This is a genomic window from Enterobacter sp. T1-1 (assembly GCF_000710795.1).
GTDB classification, from domain to species: Bacteria; Pseudomonadota; Gammaproteobacteria; order Enterobacterales; family Enterobacteriaceae; genus Enterobacter; species Enterobacter cloacae.
The window spans coordinates 225,333-243,066 of sequence record NZ_JALW01000005.1; the positions used below are offsets into that span (position 1 = coordinate 225,333).

Genomic DNA, 17,734 nt, shown 5'->3' on the forward strand with positions numbered 1-17,734 from the left:
CATGACTGCAATCTATAAGGACGCGGGACGTCCCGTCCACGAGCGCGTCGCCGACTTGCTGGCACGCATGACCCCGGAAGAGAAGTTCGCCCAGATGCACGCGTACTGGCTGATCCTCGATGAAAACGGCAACCACCGTGAACGCAGCGACTTGAGTGACGAATTCGCGGGGGTGAGTGAACAGGCCTCGCTCAGCGAACGGCTTAAGCTGGGCTTCGGGCAGATCACCCGTCCGCTGGGTACCCATATCGTTGATGCGCAAACCGGCGTGCGCGCCGCCAACCGTCTGCAGCGCATGATGATGGAAGAGACGCGGCTCGGCATTCCGGCGCTGTTCCATGAGGAGTGTCTGGTGGGGTTGTTGTGCAAAGCGGCCACGCTGTTCCCGTCATCGCTCAACTACGGTTCAACCTGGGATCCGGCGCTGGTGCAGCGGGCAGCCGAGCAGATAGGCAAAGAGGCGCGGTCCGTGGGCTGCCAGCAGGGGCTGGCCCCGGTGCTGGATGTCTCCCGCGATGTGCGCTGGGGGCGCACGGAAGAGACCTTTGGCGAAGATCCCTGGCTGGTGGGCGTGATGGCCACGGCCTACGTTAAAGGGCTGCAGGGCGATAAACGCGATCTGCTGGCCACGCTTAAGCACTATGTGGGCCACTCGTTCAGCGAGGGAGCGCGCAACCATGCCCCGGTTCATCTGGGCTTTAGCGAACTGAATGATACCTTCCTGCTGCCGTTTGAAATGGCGGTGAAGCTGGCCAATGCCGGGTCGGTGATGCCTGCCTACCACGATATCGACAATCAGCCGGGGCACAGTGACCACTTCCTGCTGACCACCGTCCTGCGCGAACAGTGGGGCTTTGACGGGATCGTTGTGGCGGACTATGGCGGCGTCAGCCTGCTACATCAGCATCACGGGGTCTCGCATGATGCGACCGAATCCGCCGCGCTGGCCTTTAATGCCGGGCTTGATGTTGAGCTGCCGAAAGATGACTGCGCCCGCCATCTGGCCGAGGCCGTCGAGCGTGGTCTGATCTCCATGGCGAAAGTGGACGAGATTGTAGGACGCGTGCTGACCGAAAAATTCCGTCTCGGCCTGTTTGAAAACCCGTATGCCGATGAAAGCGGCATTGATTTGCAAAATGAGACTACCCGGCAGGTTGCACGTGAGGTGGCGACCCGTTCGCTGACGCTGCTGGAGAATAACGGCATTTTGCCTCTCGGCGGCAAACCCCGCGTGGCGGTGGTGGGCCCCACGGCGGACGATCCGCTGGCGTTGCTCAGCGGCTACAGCTTCCCGGTGCATTTGATTATCAGCGATATGGTTGACGAAACGTCACAGGTGACGACTCCGCGCGCGGCGCTGGAGCACTATCTGGGCGCGTCGAACGTGCGTTATGCCAAAGGGTGTCACATCATCGAAAAACGAATGGCGGGCGCGCCGGTCTTCCCGGGTGACAGCGGGGGCAAACCGATGCAGCAGTCGCCGGTGTCGCAAAGTACCGCGCTGATCCCCGAAGCCGTGAACGCCGCGCAGGAGAGCGACGTGGTGGTGGCCTGCGTCGGCGACCTCGCCGGTTTGTTCCAGAGCGGCACGGTAGGGGAAGGATCCGATACCGATTCCCTGAACCTGCCTGGCGTTCAGCAACAACTGCTGGAAGCCCTGGTCGCCACGGGCAAACCGGTGATTGTCGTGATGACCGGTGGGCGGCCGTACAATCTTCAGGGGCTGGAAGATAAGGTCGCGGCGCTGATGATGGCCTGGGCGCCTGGGCAGGAAGGGGGCTGGGCAATTGCCGATGTGTTAACCGGGCGCGCGGAGCCGCAGGGACGTCTGGTGGTGAGCGTGCCGAAAAGTGCGGGCGCCATGCCGTACTACTACAACCACAAGCTGAAAAGCGGCGGCACGCCATTCGCGTTCCACTTTGGCTCCCGCTATCCCTTTGGTTTCGGCCTTGGCTGGACGCAATTTAACTGGGGCGCAGCACGCCTCGCGCAAAACAGCGTACCGGTGGACGGCGAAGTTGTGTTGAGTATTGACGTCACCAACCGCGGTGAACGCAGCGGCAGCGAGGTGGTGCAGGTGTACGTCCGGGATAAGGTTGCCACGCAGGTGCGGCCGCTTCAGGAGCTGAAAGCGTTCCAGCGCGTGGCGCTCGCGCCGGGCGAAACGGCCACGCTCACCTTTACGCTGCCCGTGGAGATGTTCAACTTTACCCGTCGGGACGGCAAACGCATTGTCGAGCCGGGCGAGTTTGAGCTGCAGGTGGGAGCATCGTCGGCGGATATTCGCGACGTGGTGACGGTCAATGTGACGGGAGAGACGCGGGTGCTGCCTGCTGAATGGCGCATGCTAAGCACCTGTCAGGTTCAGCTCGCGTAGCCAGGATAAAAAAAAGCCCATCGTGGGAGATGGGCAAAGACTACACACAGCAATTCGTTGTTTCACTCAGGGGATTTCCATGCTTATAAATCAAGGTGTTGATTTATAACCGTGAGCTAATAGTAGGCATGCCAACCTTGAGCGTCGATCAGATTCGTCTCAATAGTTAAAGAGAAGTAAAGATTTCTTGAGGTGAATAGCGGACTTAGAGCAAAAAAGGCGGGTCGGACCAGTGCGCAACGAATAAATAGTTTAGCAACATTTAAGTATTACCAGGGAGAATGTAGGCCGGGTAAGCGTCAACGCCACCCGGCAATCCCTTTTACTGCGTATTCTTCTCTTCCAGCTCTTCGAGTTCGCTCAAAATCACATCCGGGTCGGTGCCCGGCGGCGGCACTTCGTGTACCCAGGCGGAGAAGAGACGCCAGGTGACGGCAAGCAGCACCGGTCCAATAAACAGACCGATCATCCCAAAGGCGATTAACCCGCCAATGACGCCGGAGAGGATCAGGATCAGCGGCAGGTCCGCGCCCATGCGGATGAGGATGGGACGAATCACGTTATCCATGGTGCCAACCACGCAGCTCCAGACCAGCAGAACGGTTCCCCACGTGGTATCCCCCGTCCAGTAAAGCCAGATGATGCTGGGGACCAGCACCAGCAACGGCCCCAGTTGTGCAAGACAGGTCATCAGCATCACCACCGTAAAGACGGTAGCGTACGGCACGCCAGAAATGGCCAGGCCAATACCGCCCAGCACCGCCTGCACCAGGGCCGTGACGACCACCCCAAGCGCAACCGCCCGCACGGCCTGCGCCGCCAGCAGAACCGCGGCATCGCCGCGTTTACCGGCCAGTCGGGTAGCGAAATGGCGTACGCCCAACGCTACCTGCTCACCGCGCCAGTAGAGCAGGGCGCTGAAGACCAGCATCAGCGCACAGTGCATCATAAAGCGACCAATATGTGCCGCCTGACCCACAAACCAGGTGGTGGTGGTGCCAATATACGGACGCACTTTCGCCATCAACGCGCTGCCGCCCATCTCCAGCAGGCTGTGCCAGCCGCTGTAAAGTTTGGCGCCTACCACCGGAATGCTGTTCAGCCAGGCGAGATCCGGCAGCGTTAAATCACCGCTGGTGACGGCGCGAATAACCGGGCCACTGGAATCGACAAGGCTGTTCACCAGCAGCGCAATCGGAATAATAAACAGCAGGAACAGCAGCAGGGTCATGACCAGTACCGCCAGACCACGGCGGCCAAACAGCAGTTTCTGCAAACGTAACAGCACCGGCCAGGTCGCCACGACCACCGTTGCGGCCCAGGCGAAGCCAAGTATGAAAGGTTGAACAATCCACAGACACGCAATAATCATGAGGGCCAGAAACAGCACCGACAGCAAAATTTGCGCAACATCCCTGGGCTGGCGAAGATTGACCATAAATGAAACTTTCCTTAATAAACACCAGCGAGGCTGGCGGGAACGGATAACCGCGTCACTCTAATCATTAATGATATCAGCGATTTTTGACAGGCGGATTTTGCCCGTAATTCAGCGAAGCACATAAGAAAAAAATGTGATAAAACTTTCCAGACACAACGCAAACGATTTCACACTACTCTAATTAGGGTCGACAGTCATGATCCCACAGATTTCTCAAGCACCTGGCGTCGTTCAGCTGGTGCTTAATTTTTTGCAGGCACTGGAGCAACAGGGTTTTACAGGTGATACCGCCACGAACTATGCCGACAGGCTGACGATGGCGACCGATAACAGTATTTACCAGCTTCTTCCCGATGCAGTCGTCTTTCCACGTTCAACGGCCGATGTGGCGCTGATTGCCCGGCTGGCGACGCAAGAGCGTTTTAGCGCTCTGGTGTTCACCCCGCGCGGCGGCGGCACCGGAACAAATGGCCAGGCCCTGAACCAGGGCATCATCATTGATATGTCGCGCTATATGAACCGCATCATCGAGATCAATCCTGAAGAGGGATGGGTACGCGTTGAAGCGGGGGTGATTAAGGATCAGCTCAATCAGTATCTGAAGCCCTACGGCTACTTTTTTGCGCCGGAGCTTTCTACCAGCAACCGGGCAACCATCGGCGGGATGATCAACACCGATGCCTCCGGGCAGGGGTCGCTGGTCTACGGAAAAACCTCCGATCACGTTCTGGGCGTACGGGCGGTGCTGCTGGGCGGCGATATCCTGGATACCCAGCCTGTGCCGGTCGAGCTGGCGGAAACGCTGGGTAAAGAGAACACCGCAAGCGGGCGCATCTATCGCACCGTGCTGGAACGCTGTCGCGATAACCGCCAGCTGATCCTCGACAAATTCCCCAAACTGAACCGTTTCCTGACCGGTTACGACCTGCGTCACGTCTTTAACGACGAACTGACCCAGTTTGATTTGACCCGTGTGCTGACCGGCTCCGAAGGAACGCTGGCGTTTATTACCGAGGCGCGGCTGGATATCACCCGGCTGCCCAAAGTGCGCCGCCTGGTGAACGTCAAATATGACTCCTTTGATTCCGCGCTGCGTAATGCCCCGTTTATGGTGGAGGCGCAGGCGCTGTCGGTGGAAACCGTTGACTCGAAGGTGCTTAATCTGGCGCGGGAAGATATCGTCTGGCACTCGGTGCGGGAGCTGATTACCGATGTGCCGGACAAAGAGATGCTCGGGCTTAACATCGTTGAATTTGCCGGAGACGATGCAGAACTTATCGATAGCCAGGTGACTACGCTCTGTCAGCGGCTTGATGAACTGATCGCCCACGGCGAAGGCGGGGTCATTGGCTGGCAGCTCTGTAACGACCTGGCCGGCATTGAGCGTATCTACGCGATGCGTAAAAAAGCGGTGGGGCTGCTCGGCAATGCCAAAGGCGCCGCGAAGCCGATTCCGTTTGCCGAAGATACCTGCGTCCCTCCTGAGCATCTGGCGGATTATATCGTTGAATTCCGTGCGCTGCTGGACAGCCACGGCCTGAGCTATGGCATGTTCGGCCACGTTGATGCCGGGGTGCTGCATGTGCGTCCGGCCCTGGACATGTGCGATCCACAGCAGGAGATCCTGATGAAACAGATCTCCGATGAGGTGGTGGCCTTAACCGCGAAATATGGCGGCCTGCTGTGGGGGGAACACGGAAAAGGGTTCCGCGCCGAGTACAGCCCGGCGTTCTTCGGTGAACAGCTCTTCGGCGAGCTGCGCAAGGTTAAAGCGGCGTTCGATCCCAATAACCGTCTCAATCCGGGGAAAATTTGTCCGCCGGAAGGCGTGGACGCGCCCATGCTGCAGGTGGATGCCGTCAAGCGCGGCACGTACGACAGACAAATCCCGATTGCCGTGCGCGCGTCCTGGCGCGGGGCGCTGGAGTGTAACGGCAACGGCCTGTGCTTTAACTTCGACGTGAAAAGCCCGATGTGCCCGTCGATGAAAATCACCAGCAACCGCATCCACTCGCCAAAAGGGCGGGCGACGCTGGTACGCGAATGGCTGCGTTTGCTGGCCGATCGCGGTATCGACCCGCTCAAGCTGGAGCAGGAGTTGCCGGAAAAACGGGCCAGCCTGCGTTCCCTGATAGAGCGCACCCGCAACAGCTGGCATGCGAATAAGGGCGAGTATGATTTCTCCCATGAGGTGAAAGAGGCCATGTCCGGCTGCCTGGCCTGTAAAGCCTGTTCGACCCAGTGCCCGATTAAGATAGACGTACCGGAGTTCCGCTCGCGCTTCCTGCAGCTCTACCACACGCGCTATCTGCGCCCGATGCGCGACCATCTGGTGGCAACGGTGGAGAGCTATGCCCCGCTGATGGCCCGGGCGCCAAAGACGTTCAACTTCTTTATCAATCAGCCGCTGGTGCGCAAGCTTTCCGAAAAACATATCGGGATGGTGGATCTGCCGCTGCTCTCGGTGCCGTCGCTGCAGCGTCAGCTGGTGGGGCACCGCTCGGCAAACATGACCCTGGAGCAGCTTGAGGCGTTAAGCCCTGAGCAAAAAGCGAAGGTGGTGCTGGTGGTGCAGGATCCGTTTACCAGCTATTACGACGCGCAGGTGGTGGCCGATTTTGTCCGTCTGACGGAGAAGCTGGGGTATCAGCCGGTGGTTCTGCCGTTCTCACCTAACGGTAAGGCGCAACACATTAAAGGCTTCCTCAACCGCTTCGCGAAAACGGCGCAAAAAACGTCTGATTTCCTTAACCGGGTCGCCGGGCTGGGCATGCCGATGGTGGGTGTCGATCCGGCGCTGGTGCTCTGCTATCGCGATGAATATAAGCAGACGCTGGGTGATAAACGCGGGGCGTTCCACGTTATGCTGGTGCACGAGTGGCTGCCGGCGGCTCTCGAGCAGACCAGCGCCATGGAGGTCAGCGGTGAGCCGTGGTACCTGTTTGGCCACTGTACCGAAGTCACCGCGCTGCCGGGCGCACCTGCGCAATGGGCCTCTATTTTTGCCCGCTTTGGCGCGAAGCTTGAGAGCGTCAGCGTCGGTTGCTGCGGCATGGCAGGCACTTACGGGCATGAAGTGAAGAATCACGCCAACTCGCTCGGTATCTACGAGTTGTCATGGCATCAGGCGATGCAGCGCTTGCCGCGAAACCGCTGCCTGGCAACGGGCTACTCCTGTCGTAGCCAGGTGAAACGTGTTGAAGGTAACGGGGTACGCCATCCGTTACAGGCTTTACTGGAGATTATCGGATGATCTGGAAACGTGCCGTCACGCTACAGGCATTAAACGCCATGGGCGAGGGGAATATGGTCGGGTTGCTGGATATCCAGTTTATCCGCATTGGGGAAGACGATCTGGAGGCCACCATGCCTGTCGATCATCGTACGCACCAGCCGTTTGGTTTACTGCACGGCGGTGCGTCCGTGGTGCTGGCCGAAACCCTGGGCTCGGTGGCGGGGTATCTCTGCACCGAAGGGGAGCAGAAGGTCGTCGGGCTTGAGGTGAACGCCAACCATATTCGCTCGGTGCGCAGCGGGCGCGTGCGCGGTATTTGCCGCGCGCTGCACGCCGGTAGCCGTCATCAGGTGTGGCAGATTGATATTCTCGATGAGCAGGATCGGCTGTGCTGCTCATCCAGGCTGACGACGGCGGTGGTGTAAATTTCCTGATGTTTTTGCATTTGGTCAAAATCTCGCCAGGGTGTTGTGATATACTGGTCAGGATTTGTACACAAGTGAGGACATCATGGATACTGAAATAACCCCAACGCAACTGGCAATTGAATATTTACGTCGCGATAACAGCAACCTGTCTCCGGCGCAGTACCTGAAAAAGCTGAAACAGCTTGAACTGGAGTTTACAGATTTGCTGGCGCTCTCTTCGAATGAACTGAAAGAAGAGATCTATTTTGCCTGGCGCTTGGGCGTTCACGTCCATTGAGAGAATGAAAAGGCCGCGAGTGCGGCCTTTTTTGTGTCTGCAATTCAGTACCGGGCGGGAAGTTTATTGATTTTAATCAGCCTGCCATCTTCCATTTCAATAAAGCCCCCTGTTTTGAGATCGGCCAGGATACGCATCACGCCGCTGCGGGAAAGCTGGGTTTTATCGCGAATGTAGCGTTCTGCGGTTATCTCCCGGCGATAAGATTCATCTTCATTCATTAATAACATCAGCTGCTGGCGGATCATCTCATAGGCCGTCGGGGCACCCTTTGGCATGACGGTGTTATAGAGCCGGTTGTACATAAACATCAGGTGGTTTGATATCAACCCCCACAGCGCCTTCTCCTGAATAATGACGTGGAGCTGTTCTGCGGTCAGCGTTCCAATCTTGCAGGGGGTCACCGTTTTCAGGTAGTCGTCAAAAAAGATGTCATTAATATTGGCCACTCCAAATAACGCCGGGCTTTTCGCGGTCGACAGCATCAGATTGTCGCTGCGTCGGTAAATGGCAACGGTCCCTTCCAGAATCAAATAACTCATTCCCCGGCCATCAACCACCAGATCCAGCTGCTCCCCGCGATCGAGATGACGGACAGAAGAATAAGGTTGTAAGTGCGTAATCAGCGCTTGCGCATAGGGAGAACCACGATGGGGTTTTTCTGTGGAGGACATAACCTGAACCTGAAAGAATCATCTTTCTGATTATAGCGTTACTCCTTATTACCGACATCACCTGAATCAGTATTTCCGCGGCAGATGGTGGACATCAAGCAGCACGCCTCGCTCCATCGTAATGTACTTCCCGGTGCGCAGTTCGGCAAGGATCCGCATTATCCCGCTACGCGAAAGCCAGGTGCGACTTTGTATATAGGCGGCCGCCGTGGTGTTCAGCCGTATTGCTTCGGGCTCCTGCATCAATTCAACCAGCTGAAAACGGATGATGTCATAGGCCGACATCTGCGAGATCCGCGAGCAGTGCTCATAGACCCGGGAGGCGGTATAGATCAGCAGATGCGAAAACGGCTCCCACAAATTGTGTTGCGCAATCACGCCGTTAAAACGCTCCAGCGAAACCCCGGCGAGTTCGGAGGTCTCCAGCGCCCTGACATACAGGTGCTCTGAGGAGAACTGGCTACTCACGCCAAGAATAAACGGCGCGGATTCAGAATTTAAGACGATGCCATCTCCCCGACGGTGCAACGCCACGCTGCCCTGGAGCAATAAAAAACACTGACGCACGTCGTTTGCATAATAGTGGAGCACTTCCCCCCGGGACAGTATGCGCCTCTCTGCCAGCGGAAGAAGATGATCAATTAATTTCTCGATGTGCTTATAGGGTTTAGCCGTAAGCACGGTGGCTTTTTCATTATCGAGACTGGGAGCCATTCGGGTGTTCATCAGATACCTCACTCACGGACGCGATCATTATTTGATCGATATAGAGAATTATCTTAAAAAACAGCAGGTCGTGGAATATTTAAGACGGGTCCAAAAATAGACCGCAGTAAATGACGAGCCTAATTATATGAATTCTAAGGGCGTAAATTAGGGGTCTAAAAGTAGACTGAAAATAGAAAGGCTTAAGAAATTTCAAAACTGGAATGTATTTATTTTGTTAAAGAGAAGTCTACAGCTAGACCTCAAAATAGATTGTGTGCCGAAAAGGAGTTGTATAAATTTCGGTCATCGGCTGATGAAGCCCGAATTATGTAATCTGGATTTCAGTAATAAATAAAGTGATACAGGATATGATGATGAAAAATAAAATGATGATAACCCTGCTGGCAGTGGGTTCCGCCCTGACAGCAACCCACGCTTTCGCCGCAGCAGGTACCGTTAATTTTAACGGAAATATTCTGGATTCCGCCTGTGACGTTGATGTGGCTTCGCAGAACCAGGTGGTGGTATTAGGTGATTATTATAAGACCGAGTTTCCGACCACCGGGGCCAGAACCGCAGCCACGCAATTTAATATCGTGTTGAAAAATTGCCCGGTGACGGTGACCAACGCGAAGGTTCGCTTTGATGGTACGCCAGATGCCACCAATTCCAGCCTGCTGGCGATTGATTCGTCCGCGGCGGGAGCGGCGACCGGAGTGGCAATCAACCTGATGAGTGCGGATAAGGCGGATCTGCCGCTTCACGGCAGCAACAGCTATAGCTATGTGCTGAGCAGCACCGCGGATAATACCCTGAGTTTCTACGCTCAGTATATTTCCACCGCAGCGACTGTCACCGCCGGTCCGGCGAATTCTGTCGCTAACTTCTCCGTGGTTTACAACTAATCGTTTGCAGCAATGTGCAGGGGGCCATCCCGGCCCCTTTGTGGTATGAGGTTTACAATGCGTTTTATCAACACAACCGGACTGGCCGTAGCGCTGTCAGCACTGACGCTGAGCACAGCGCAGGCCGGAGTGATTATTGGCGGCACCCGTATCATTTTCGATGGGACAAAAAAAGAGGCGTCAATAAGCATTAATAATCCTGACGCGACGCCTTATTTAATTCAGTCATGGATAGATGTGCCGGAAGGTAATTCAGGTAAAGCGCCTTTTATTATTACACCACCGTTATACCGACTGGATGGCGGGCAAAAAAACGTCGAGCGAATTGTGATGGCGGGTGCACTGCCTCAGCAGCAGGAAAGTTTATTTTGGCTGAATATTAAAGCGATCCCTTCAGCATCAAAACAGACGAACGCCCTGCAAATAGCAGTGAAAACGCGCATCAAACTGATCTACCGGCCAGAAAGTTTGCGGGCGTCTACGCCAGAAGAACAGGCTAATAAATTAACCTGGCAACGCGCCGGGAATGAAATTCAGGTCAACAACCCCACGCAATATGTCGTCAATTTTAATGAAATTACGCTGGGGGGGAAAAAACTGGACGATGTGACCTACGTGTTACCCGGCGCCTCAGCCCGGTTTGTATTACCCAATGAGGCAAGGGGAAATTCACTCACGTTTAAAATTATCAACGACTATGGCAGTCCCGGCGTATTACATCAAGCCAGTTTGTGATCCTTTCACAAACGGCAACGCCTGCATTAACCCGGTAATTCGCAATGACGGTAAATAACACGATGAAACCCGCACGCCTGGCGATGTTTATCGCCTTAGCGTTTGGCGGATCCTCAACCTCGCTCTACGCCAGTGTTGCCTTTAACACCGAATTAATTGAGCTGGATAATCCAGGCATGGATAAAGCCGATTTGTCGGCCTTTGAATCAGGCTCGCAGGCAGCGGGGATCTACCATGTCGATATTATTGTCGACGACGCGTTTCTGGAGACGGGGGATATTCAGTTTACCGCGAGCAAAGCCGACAACGGCGATGCGTCATTGCAGCCTTGTCTGAGTCTTGCGCAATTAAAACGCTGGGGGGTGAAAACGGCATTATTTCCTGCGCTCAGTGCAGGACACGGTGAATGCGTCAATCTTCAGGCGATTCCCCAGGCCAGTGCCGATTTCCAGTTTGGTGCCCAGCGTCTGGTGTTGAGTATTCCGCAGGCCGCCATCGATCTGCCGGCAAGAGGCTATGTGCCGCCGGAGATGTGGGATGAGGGGATAACGGCAGCCATGCTCAATTACAGCCTCAGCGGCGCGAACAGCCGGGCGAAAGCGGGTGAGGGGGCCAGCAGCAACAGCCAGTATGCGAACCTGCGTCCGGGGATAAATATTGGCCCGTGGCGTCTACGCAACTACACCACCTGGTCACGGGATGGCGCGGGGAAAGATCGATGGGACACGGTCTACAGCTATCTGCAACGTGCCGTTATTCCCCTGAAAGCGCAGCTTACCCTTGGGGACAGTTCCGCCCCGGCGGATGTCTTTGACAGCGTGCCTTTTCGCGGGGTTCAGCTGGCATCGGATGATGACATGTTACCGGATTCCCTGAAAGGCTATGCCCCAGTGGTCCGCGGGATCGCGCGCACCAATGCTCAGGTGGTGATTCGCCAGAATGGCTATCAGATCTACCAAAGCTACGTGGCGCCGGGCGCGTTTGAAATTACCGATATGTATCCCACCGGCGGCGCGGGCGATTTAGACGTGACCATCAAAGAGGCCGATGGCAGCGAGCAGCATTTCACGCTGCCGTATGCCTCGGTACCGGTATTGCAGCGCGAAGGGCGACTGAAATATGCCCTCACCGGTGGACAGTATCGCGCCTACAACAGCAGCGTGGAGAAAACCCCGTTCGGGCAGATCGCCGCGATTTATGGGCTTCAGAAAGGCATCACGATCTATGGCGGGGGGCAGGGTGCCAGCAAATATCAGTCGCTTGCGGTCGGAGCCGGTAAAAACATGGGGGACTTCGGCGCGCTTTCTGTCGATGTCACCCAGGCCTGGTCAACGCCGGCCAATACTGCAAAAACGCAGGGGCAGTCCTGGCGAGCGCGTTACAGCAAGAACGTAATTAATACCGGCACCAACTTTTCGATTGCGGGGTACCGTTATTCAACGCGCGGCTATTACGGACTCCAGGACGTGCTGGACTCCTGGGGGAACAGCGGCGCACTTCAGGACAGACGGCGTAACCGCCTGGAGCTCACCATGAGCCAGACGCTGGGCGGTGACCGGGGCGCGCTGACGCTCAGCGCCGCGCGGGAAGATTACTGGAACGCTGACAGACCCATGGCGTCGTGGAGTGTCGGCTACAACAATGACTGGCACAACATCAGCTATGGCGTGAGCTGGACATACAGCAAAAATGGCAGCCCGTCGTCCGGCAGTGGAAGTAAAAAGACCTACGTTCACGACCAGCTTCTGGCGCTGACCGTTAGCGTACCGCTGGATAAATTTCTGCCGCAGACGTGGGCTAACTATGGCCTGAACGCCAGTAAGAACAGTGGCACGACGCACAGTATCGGCATGAACGGGGTGGCCCTCGACAATAGCGCCCTGAGCTGGAATATCCAGCAGGGTTATGGTTCGGACGGCGTGGGCTATACCGGTACGCTCAACGGCGACTATAAAGGCACGTACGGGGAAGTTACGGCGGGCTATGGGTACGACAAACATAGCGAGCGCCTTAGCTATGGTTTGCAGGGGGGGATCCTCGCGCATGCTGATGGCTTGACGCTGTCTCAGCCGCTGGGGGAAACCAACGCGTTAATCAAAGCCCCGGGCGCGCACGGCGTGAATATTCGTAATCAGTCCGGCGTGCGAACGGATTTCCGGGGCTATACGGTGGTGAATAACCTCTCCGTATACCGCAAAAACGATCTCACTCTCGATCCGGAAAATATGCCTGACGATGTGGAGCTGGAGATCAACACCCGCACGGTCACGCCTACGCGCGGCGCGGTGGTGAAAGCCGATTATTTGTCCAAAGTCGGACGCCGGGTGCTGATGACGTTGACGACGCCTGAGCAGTTCGTGCCGTTTGGCGCGGTTGTTACCCTGGCGGATGATGACAAGAGCAGCTTTATCGTGGGCGATCGCGGCCAGGTCTATTTAACCGGCCTGCGCGACCAGGGCACGGTCCTGGCAACATGGGGACATCAACCTCACCAGCAGTGTCGGGCAGATTTTAGCCTGCCTAATGGAGCGCAATACGGCGGCATCACGGACATCAGCGTCTCGTGTCGCCGGGAGCATTAAGATGAAACGGATCAACATGTTATTACTGCTGTGCTGTCTTTGCGCATGGCATATCGCCCGGGCCGGGACCTGCACCACCATTACGCCTCAGCTTTCTACACTGTCGGTGGGCACAATCAATGTTCAGCGCGATGCGCCTGTCGGCACGGTGATTTTTTCCGGCGCGGCGAGTAATACCGGCACCTACCTTAGCGGGTGTACCAATCCACTTATGTTGGGTTTTAGCATGCGATACAACAATGCCGCGCTGAGCAGCTACGGCAATCATGTTTACAACACCAACGTTAGCGGGATTGGCATTCGGCTTTCATCAAATGCCTATTTTGAGAACCCGAGCAATACGTTCTCGTATAGTGCGCAGACCTCGTATGTGGTCTGGTACGGGGGCTGGGTCGAGTTGGTGGTGACTGGCCCGGTATCGTCCGGCGCCTTAACGCCAGGCCCCATAGGGGCGGTGACGCTGCAGGGCAGCGACGGTATTTACCGTGACGGGTTAACCGTGCAGCTGACCGGCGGCACAATCAATGCGCTGGCCTGCACCATCACCACGCCGCAGCTGACGTTCCCGATTGGTGATATTTCGGCCGCAGCATTTGGCTCAGTGGTGGGGACCACGCCAGCAGTTGCGCAGAATACGCAAAACCTCGGGTTGAACTGCAGCGCCGGCACCAATATTTCGGTTTCCCTGAGCGGAATACAGAACCCGGACAGTGCGAATACCAGCGTAATGGCATTAACAGGGCAGGGAAATAGCGGCACCGCAAAAGGCGTTGGCGTGCAGCTTCTCTATAATGGCTCGCCGCTGACGTTAAACAGCCGTCTTTTATTAAAACAGTCTGCAGGCGGGCAGGAGACGCTCCCGTTAACGGCACGCTATTTCCAGACATTAACATCCGTTGAGTCCGGCTCGGCAAATGCCTCCGCCACCCTTAATTTGACCTACCAGTAACAGGTGAAATGATGAAATTACCCTTCAGGAGAGGGATGCTCCTCCTTGCATTCAGCTGGAACGTCATTGCAGCTGATAGCGTTAATCTGGGCGTGACGGGAAATATCATCGCCTCGCCCTGCGTATTTAATGGCGGGAGCGCAAACCTGGATATTAATCTTGGAAATATACAGGCGACTAATATGGCGACGCCGGGATCGACATCCGATCCGGTGCCGTTTAATTTGCAATTTACCCAGTGCCCAGCGGGGACCCGAAGCGTCACGGTCTCGTTCACCGGCACCCCCGATCCGGCGGCCGGTGCGGACTACTACATGAACAGCGGCTCGGCGACAAACGTGGCGATAGCCATGCGTGAGGCCGCAACGGGAACGCTGAAGGGGACCGGGTCCAGCATAACGCAAAATATTGCGCCGGACAGAACGGCGACCATGGCCATGCAGGCTTCGGTAAAATCTGTAACCGGTGGCGCGACGCCGGGCAGTGTCAGCGCAGTTGTTGTGATGACCATGCAATACAATTAACAATCCCGCGCGTTAATAACGCTTATTGACTGACCCACATCGGTATTTGCTATGTTGAATATTCTGATTCAAGAGACAGACCAATTTTTTCACCATGGGCTGCAGTGTTTCTTTGTGGAATTCTTTTTGCGTAATTTTAAGCAGCAGATTCATTTCGAGGCGGAGCTTAGCCGTGATAACGTCAGTGCCGCCGATATTATCGTTCTCTCGTTTTGTATGGGGGAGGCGCTGGTCTGTTTTCCCGAATTACAGGCGCGCCAGAAAGGGATTGTGATCGGATTGGTAGAAGATGAATATCATTTTTCTGCCTTACCCTCCTGCTTTAACGATATTATTTTTATTTCGCGTCGTGCTTCGCTTGATCGGATAAGCCAGGTGCTGTTCATCGCCTGGTACCGCGCAGAGCTGGCGGGGAACAGCTGGAAGCAAAAAAGCTGCGCAGAGTGTCAGCATAAAATATTATCACCCCAGCAAAAACGCATTATGGCCAATTTTTACCGGGGATTATCGGTAGTGCAGATCGCGCATGCGCTGAAGATCAGCGATAAAACCGTTTTTACACAAAAGTATGTAATGATGCAGAAATTTAATCTGCGAACCGATTTTGAACTGATTGCCCTTATTCGCCGAATGGTGCAAAGGAACAGTTACCCAAACCGGCTCGGTGACTATCTCGCATTCTCTTTGATACTCTAAATTACCTGAATTTGTGCGCCGTTATGCGCCTTTAGCATAGCGCGCGCGTCATGGTATTTTTTATGCTTTATATAATGACGCCTTCGCTATGCAAATTCATAAAACCATCAAGCCGATTTTTGTCTGTAAATTTAAGTGTGTTGGGCCAGAATGCTTAATGTCATGTTGTCGTGGCTGGACAATCGCTATCGACAAGAAAACCCATCAGAAATACGTTCTCTCCCCGCACACAGAGATTGCCGCCATTGCCAAAAAGAACCTTATCCTTCAGCGAAAGGGCAAGAATCGCTACTCCAGAGTGAAGTTAAACGAAAAAGGGGACTGTCCTTTTATCGATGAAAACAAGCTCTGCATGGTCCACCGCGATCTGGGGGAAGAGGCGCTCTCGCATACCTGCAGCACTTACCCCCGGAGTTCAACTCGCTACCAGGATGAGACACGGCACACGATGACGCTCTCCTGCCCGGAGGTGGTGCGGCGGGTGCTGTTTGACCCGGATGCGATGCTGCTTCAGGAGCAGGATGAGCTGGTGGCGGGCTATAAAACCAATTTGATTGGGCAGCGCCAGTCTGTCTCGCAGACTCAACAGGTGATCCATCTTTTCGCCTGGAATTTAATCCAGTCGCCATCCCGTAATATAGAAGAAAATTTGATGGCGCTGGCGCAGTTTATTCTTTGTCTCCAGCACGTTAACGTCGATCTGCATAATAAATTTGCTGAAGTGGAAAATTTCTACGAAGCGCTTCTCAATGAGCTGCAAAGTAGAAAATCGCTGATGGATTCCGGTCATCTGGCTAAGTCAAACGCAATGAAATATCTGGCTTTGTCCGTCATGGGTACGCATGTTGCAAAAGATACAGCCCGGGACGGTTTTATTCTTGAAGGGCATCAGCAAATTGCCGCATACCTGGATGTTGCCGGTATTAGCGACACGGCGGAACTGGAGACAAAATTCGACGCGATTAATCAGCAGTGGCACAAAGTATGTGAGGATTCCTGTTTGTCAGAACCTTACGTGTTACGCAATTACCTGCTGTACAAACTCTACAGCAGCTATTTCCCCGGCAAAAACATGGCGACGATGATGCGTCAGTTTTATCGTATCGTGCTGGACTTTTTCTATATCAAATTCATCCTCAGCGTGAGATCGATGCAGGGCGAAATCGACCAACAGGTGGTAATGAAAACCATCGCCAGCCTCTCCGAAAAGACCATGCACAATAACACCATTGATGCCCGCATGGACGCTGCGATTGATAAAATCAATGGCGGCGATGATTTATCCTGCCTGCTGTTGATTGGATAAACGCCCGTAACGTAGGCCGGGTAAGCGCAGCGCCACCCGGCATTTTCTCAGACATTCACCGCACTGATCAGCCGAGACTTCATGGACTGGTATGCCGATGCCGCAAAGTCCTCAGCCCAGCGTTGATCCTCAATGGCGTCCAGCTGTACCGCACAATACTTCGTTTCCGGCGTTTTAGAGATGGGATCGAGATTATCCTGCGTCAGTTCGTTGCAGGCACCAATCCACCACTGATAGGTCATATATACAGCCCCGGGGTTGATGCGTTCGCTGAGGCTGGCGCGGGTAATCACTTTACCGCGGCGCGAACGCACCCAGACCAGTTGCCCGTCAGTGATACCGCGTTGTTCCGCATCCGCCGGGTTCAATTGCACCCGACCCGGTTCGTCGGCCAGGCTTTGCAGCGCGGCGCAGTTCCCGGTCATGGAACGACAGGAGTAATGTCCCACTTCGCGCACCGTGCAGAGCACCAGAGGATAGTCTTCGTCAGGTGTTTCAGCGGGCGCTCGCCAGGCTGCGGCAAACAGTCGCCCTTTGCCGGTTGGCGTGTCGAAGTGATTATCTTTGTACAGGTACGGTGTGCCGGGGTGATCGAGCGTTGGGCATGGCCACTGGACATGGCCCATTTCGCCCATTTTTTCGTATGTTACGCCGTAGAACAGCGGACACAGCGCGCGCATCTCATCCCAGATCTGCTGGTTTGAGGTGTAGTGCATCGGATAGCCCATTTCTGTCGCCAGCAGGCTGATGATCTCCCAGTCGCGTTTTACGTTGCCGCTGGCCTCAATGGCCTTGCCGAAACGCTGGAAGCCACGATCGGCACAGGTAAAGACGCCCCCGTGTTCGCCCCACGAGGTGGCGGGTAACAGAACATCCGCCACTTCCGCCGTTTTGGTC

15 protein-coding genes and 1 other RNA gene are annotated in these 17,734 nt (G+C 55.3%); 11 read left to right on the forward strand and 5 right to left on the reverse strand.

Annotation, left to right across the window (positions count from 1 at the left end):
* Position 1 precedes the first annotated feature (1 nt).
* Complete coding sequence (locus tag AK59_RS0103430; protein ID WP_029882028.1) at positions 2 to 2,377, forward strand: glycoside hydrolase family 3 N-terminal domain-containing protein; 2,376 nt, start codon at positions 2 to 4, stop codon at positions 2,375 to 2,377.
* 5 nt (positions 2,378 to 2,382) lie between these two features.
* Here AK59_RS0103430 and rprA read toward each other — a convergent pair.
* An RNA gene (gene rprA / locus AK59_RS1000000124165) (antisense sRNA RprA) lies at positions 2,383 to 2,490 on the reverse strand.
* A gap of 209 nt (positions 2,491 to 2,699) precedes the next feature.
* Positions 2,700 to 3,815 (reverse strand): AI-2E family transporter YdiK, encoded by a 1,116-nt coding sequence (gene ydiK / locus AK59_RS0103435; RefSeq protein ID WP_013096976.1) that lies wholly within the window; start codon positions 3,813 to 3,815, stop codon positions 2,700 to 2,702.
* A gap of 199 nt (positions 3,816 to 4,014) precedes the next feature.
* Here ydiK and ydiJ point away from each other — a divergent pair, with 199 nt between their 5' ends.
* From ydiJ to AK59_RS0103450, 3 genes are all read left to right on the forward strand, one after another.
* Positions 4,015 to 7,071, forward strand: a complete 3,057-nt coding sequence (gene ydiJ / locus AK59_RS0103440) for a D-2-hydroxyglutarate dehydrogenase YdiJ (protein ID WP_029882029.1) — start codon at positions 4,015 to 4,017, stop codon at positions 7,069 to 7,071.
* Entirely contained in the window at positions 7,068 to 7,478 is a 411-nt protein-coding gene (gene menI, locus AK59_RS0103445) for a 1,4-dihydroxy-2-naphthoyl-CoA hydrolase (protein ID WP_023620692.1), read from the forward strand. The genes ydiJ and menI overlap by 4 nt, the downstream gene beginning before the upstream one ends.
* Positions 7,479 to 7,563: 85 nt before the next feature.
* Positions 7,564 to 7,758, forward strand: coding sequence for a YdiH family protein (locus AK59_RS0103450; RefSeq protein WP_013096972.1), 195 nt, complete (start codon positions 7,564 to 7,566; stop codon positions 7,756 to 7,758).
* A gap of 44 nt (positions 7,759 to 7,802) precedes the next feature.
* Here the strand turns inward: AK59_RS0103450 and AK59_RS0103455 are convergent, their stop codons facing one another.
* Complete coding sequence (locus AK59_RS0103455; RefSeq protein WP_029882030.1) at positions 7,803 to 8,432, reverse strand: helix-turn-helix domain-containing protein; 630 nt, start codon at positions 8,430 to 8,432, stop codon at positions 7,803 to 7,805.
* A 66-nt stretch (positions 8,433 to 8,498) separates the two neighbouring features.
* Positions 8,499 to 9,158 carry a helix-turn-helix domain-containing protein gene (locus tag AK59_RS0103460; RefSeq protein WP_013096970.1) on the reverse strand — a complete coding sequence of 220 codons (660 nt, stop codon included), beginning with the start codon at positions 9,156 to 9,158 and terminating at the stop codon, positions 8,499 to 8,501.
* A gap of 356 nt (positions 9,159 to 9,514) precedes the next feature.
* On the opposite strand from AK59_RS0103460, the gene AK59_RS0103465 reads away from it, so the two are divergent.
* The 7 genes from AK59_RS0103465 (at position 9,515) to fliB (ending at position 16,837) form a co-directional block, all read left to right on the forward strand.
* A complete protein-coding gene (locus AK59_RS0103465) occupies positions 9,515 to 10,045 on the forward strand; it encodes a fimbrial protein (protein WP_029882031.1) in 531 nt (176 codons plus the stop codon).
* Between the two features lie 57 nt (positions 10,046 to 10,102).
* Positions 10,103 to 10,780 (forward strand): fimbrial biogenesis chaperone, encoded by a 678-nt coding sequence (locus AK59_RS0103470; protein ID WP_013096968.1) that lies wholly within the window; start codon positions 10,103 to 10,105, stop codon positions 10,778 to 10,780.
* A gap of 44 nt (positions 10,781 to 10,824) precedes the next feature.
* Positions 10,825 to 13,362 carry a fimbria/pilus outer membrane usher protein gene (locus tag AK59_RS0103475; protein ID WP_029882032.1) on the forward strand — a complete coding sequence of 846 codons (2,538 nt, stop codon included), beginning with the start codon at positions 10,825 to 10,827 and terminating at the stop codon, positions 13,360 to 13,362.
* Between the two features lies 1 nt (position 13,363).
* Complete coding sequence (locus AK59_RS0103480; RefSeq protein WP_013096966.1) at positions 13,364 to 14,311, forward strand: fimbrial protein; 948 nt, start codon at positions 13,364 to 13,366, stop codon at positions 14,309 to 14,311.
* A 35-nt stretch (positions 14,312 to 14,346) separates the two neighbouring features.
* The gene (locus AK59_RS0103485; protein WP_013096965.1) at positions 14,347 to 14,835 is read left to right on the forward strand and encodes a fimbrial protein; all 489 of its coding nucleotides are present in this window, start codon (positions 14,347 to 14,349) and stop codon (positions 14,833 to 14,835) included.
* A 51-nt stretch (positions 14,836 to 14,886) separates the two neighbouring features.
* Positions 14,887 to 15,531, forward strand: a complete 645-nt coding sequence (locus AK59_RS0103490) for a helix-turn-helix transcriptional regulator (protein ID WP_013096964.1) — start codon at positions 14,887 to 14,889, stop codon at positions 15,529 to 15,531.
* A gap of 88 nt (positions 15,532 to 15,619) precedes the next feature.
* Complete coding sequence (gene fliB / locus AK59_RS0103495; protein ID WP_029882034.1) at positions 15,620 to 16,837, forward strand: flagellin lysine-N-methylase; 1,218 nt, start codon at positions 15,620 to 15,622, stop codon at positions 16,835 to 16,837.
* Positions 16,838 to 16,884: 47 nt separating this feature from the next.
* On the opposite strand, the gene AK59_RS0103500 is transcribed toward fliB, so the two are convergent.
* Positions 16,885 to 17,734: molybdopterin oxidoreductase family protein (locus AK59_RS0103500; RefSeq protein ID WP_029882035.1), on the reverse strand; the 850-nt coding region annotated here is incomplete at its 5' end.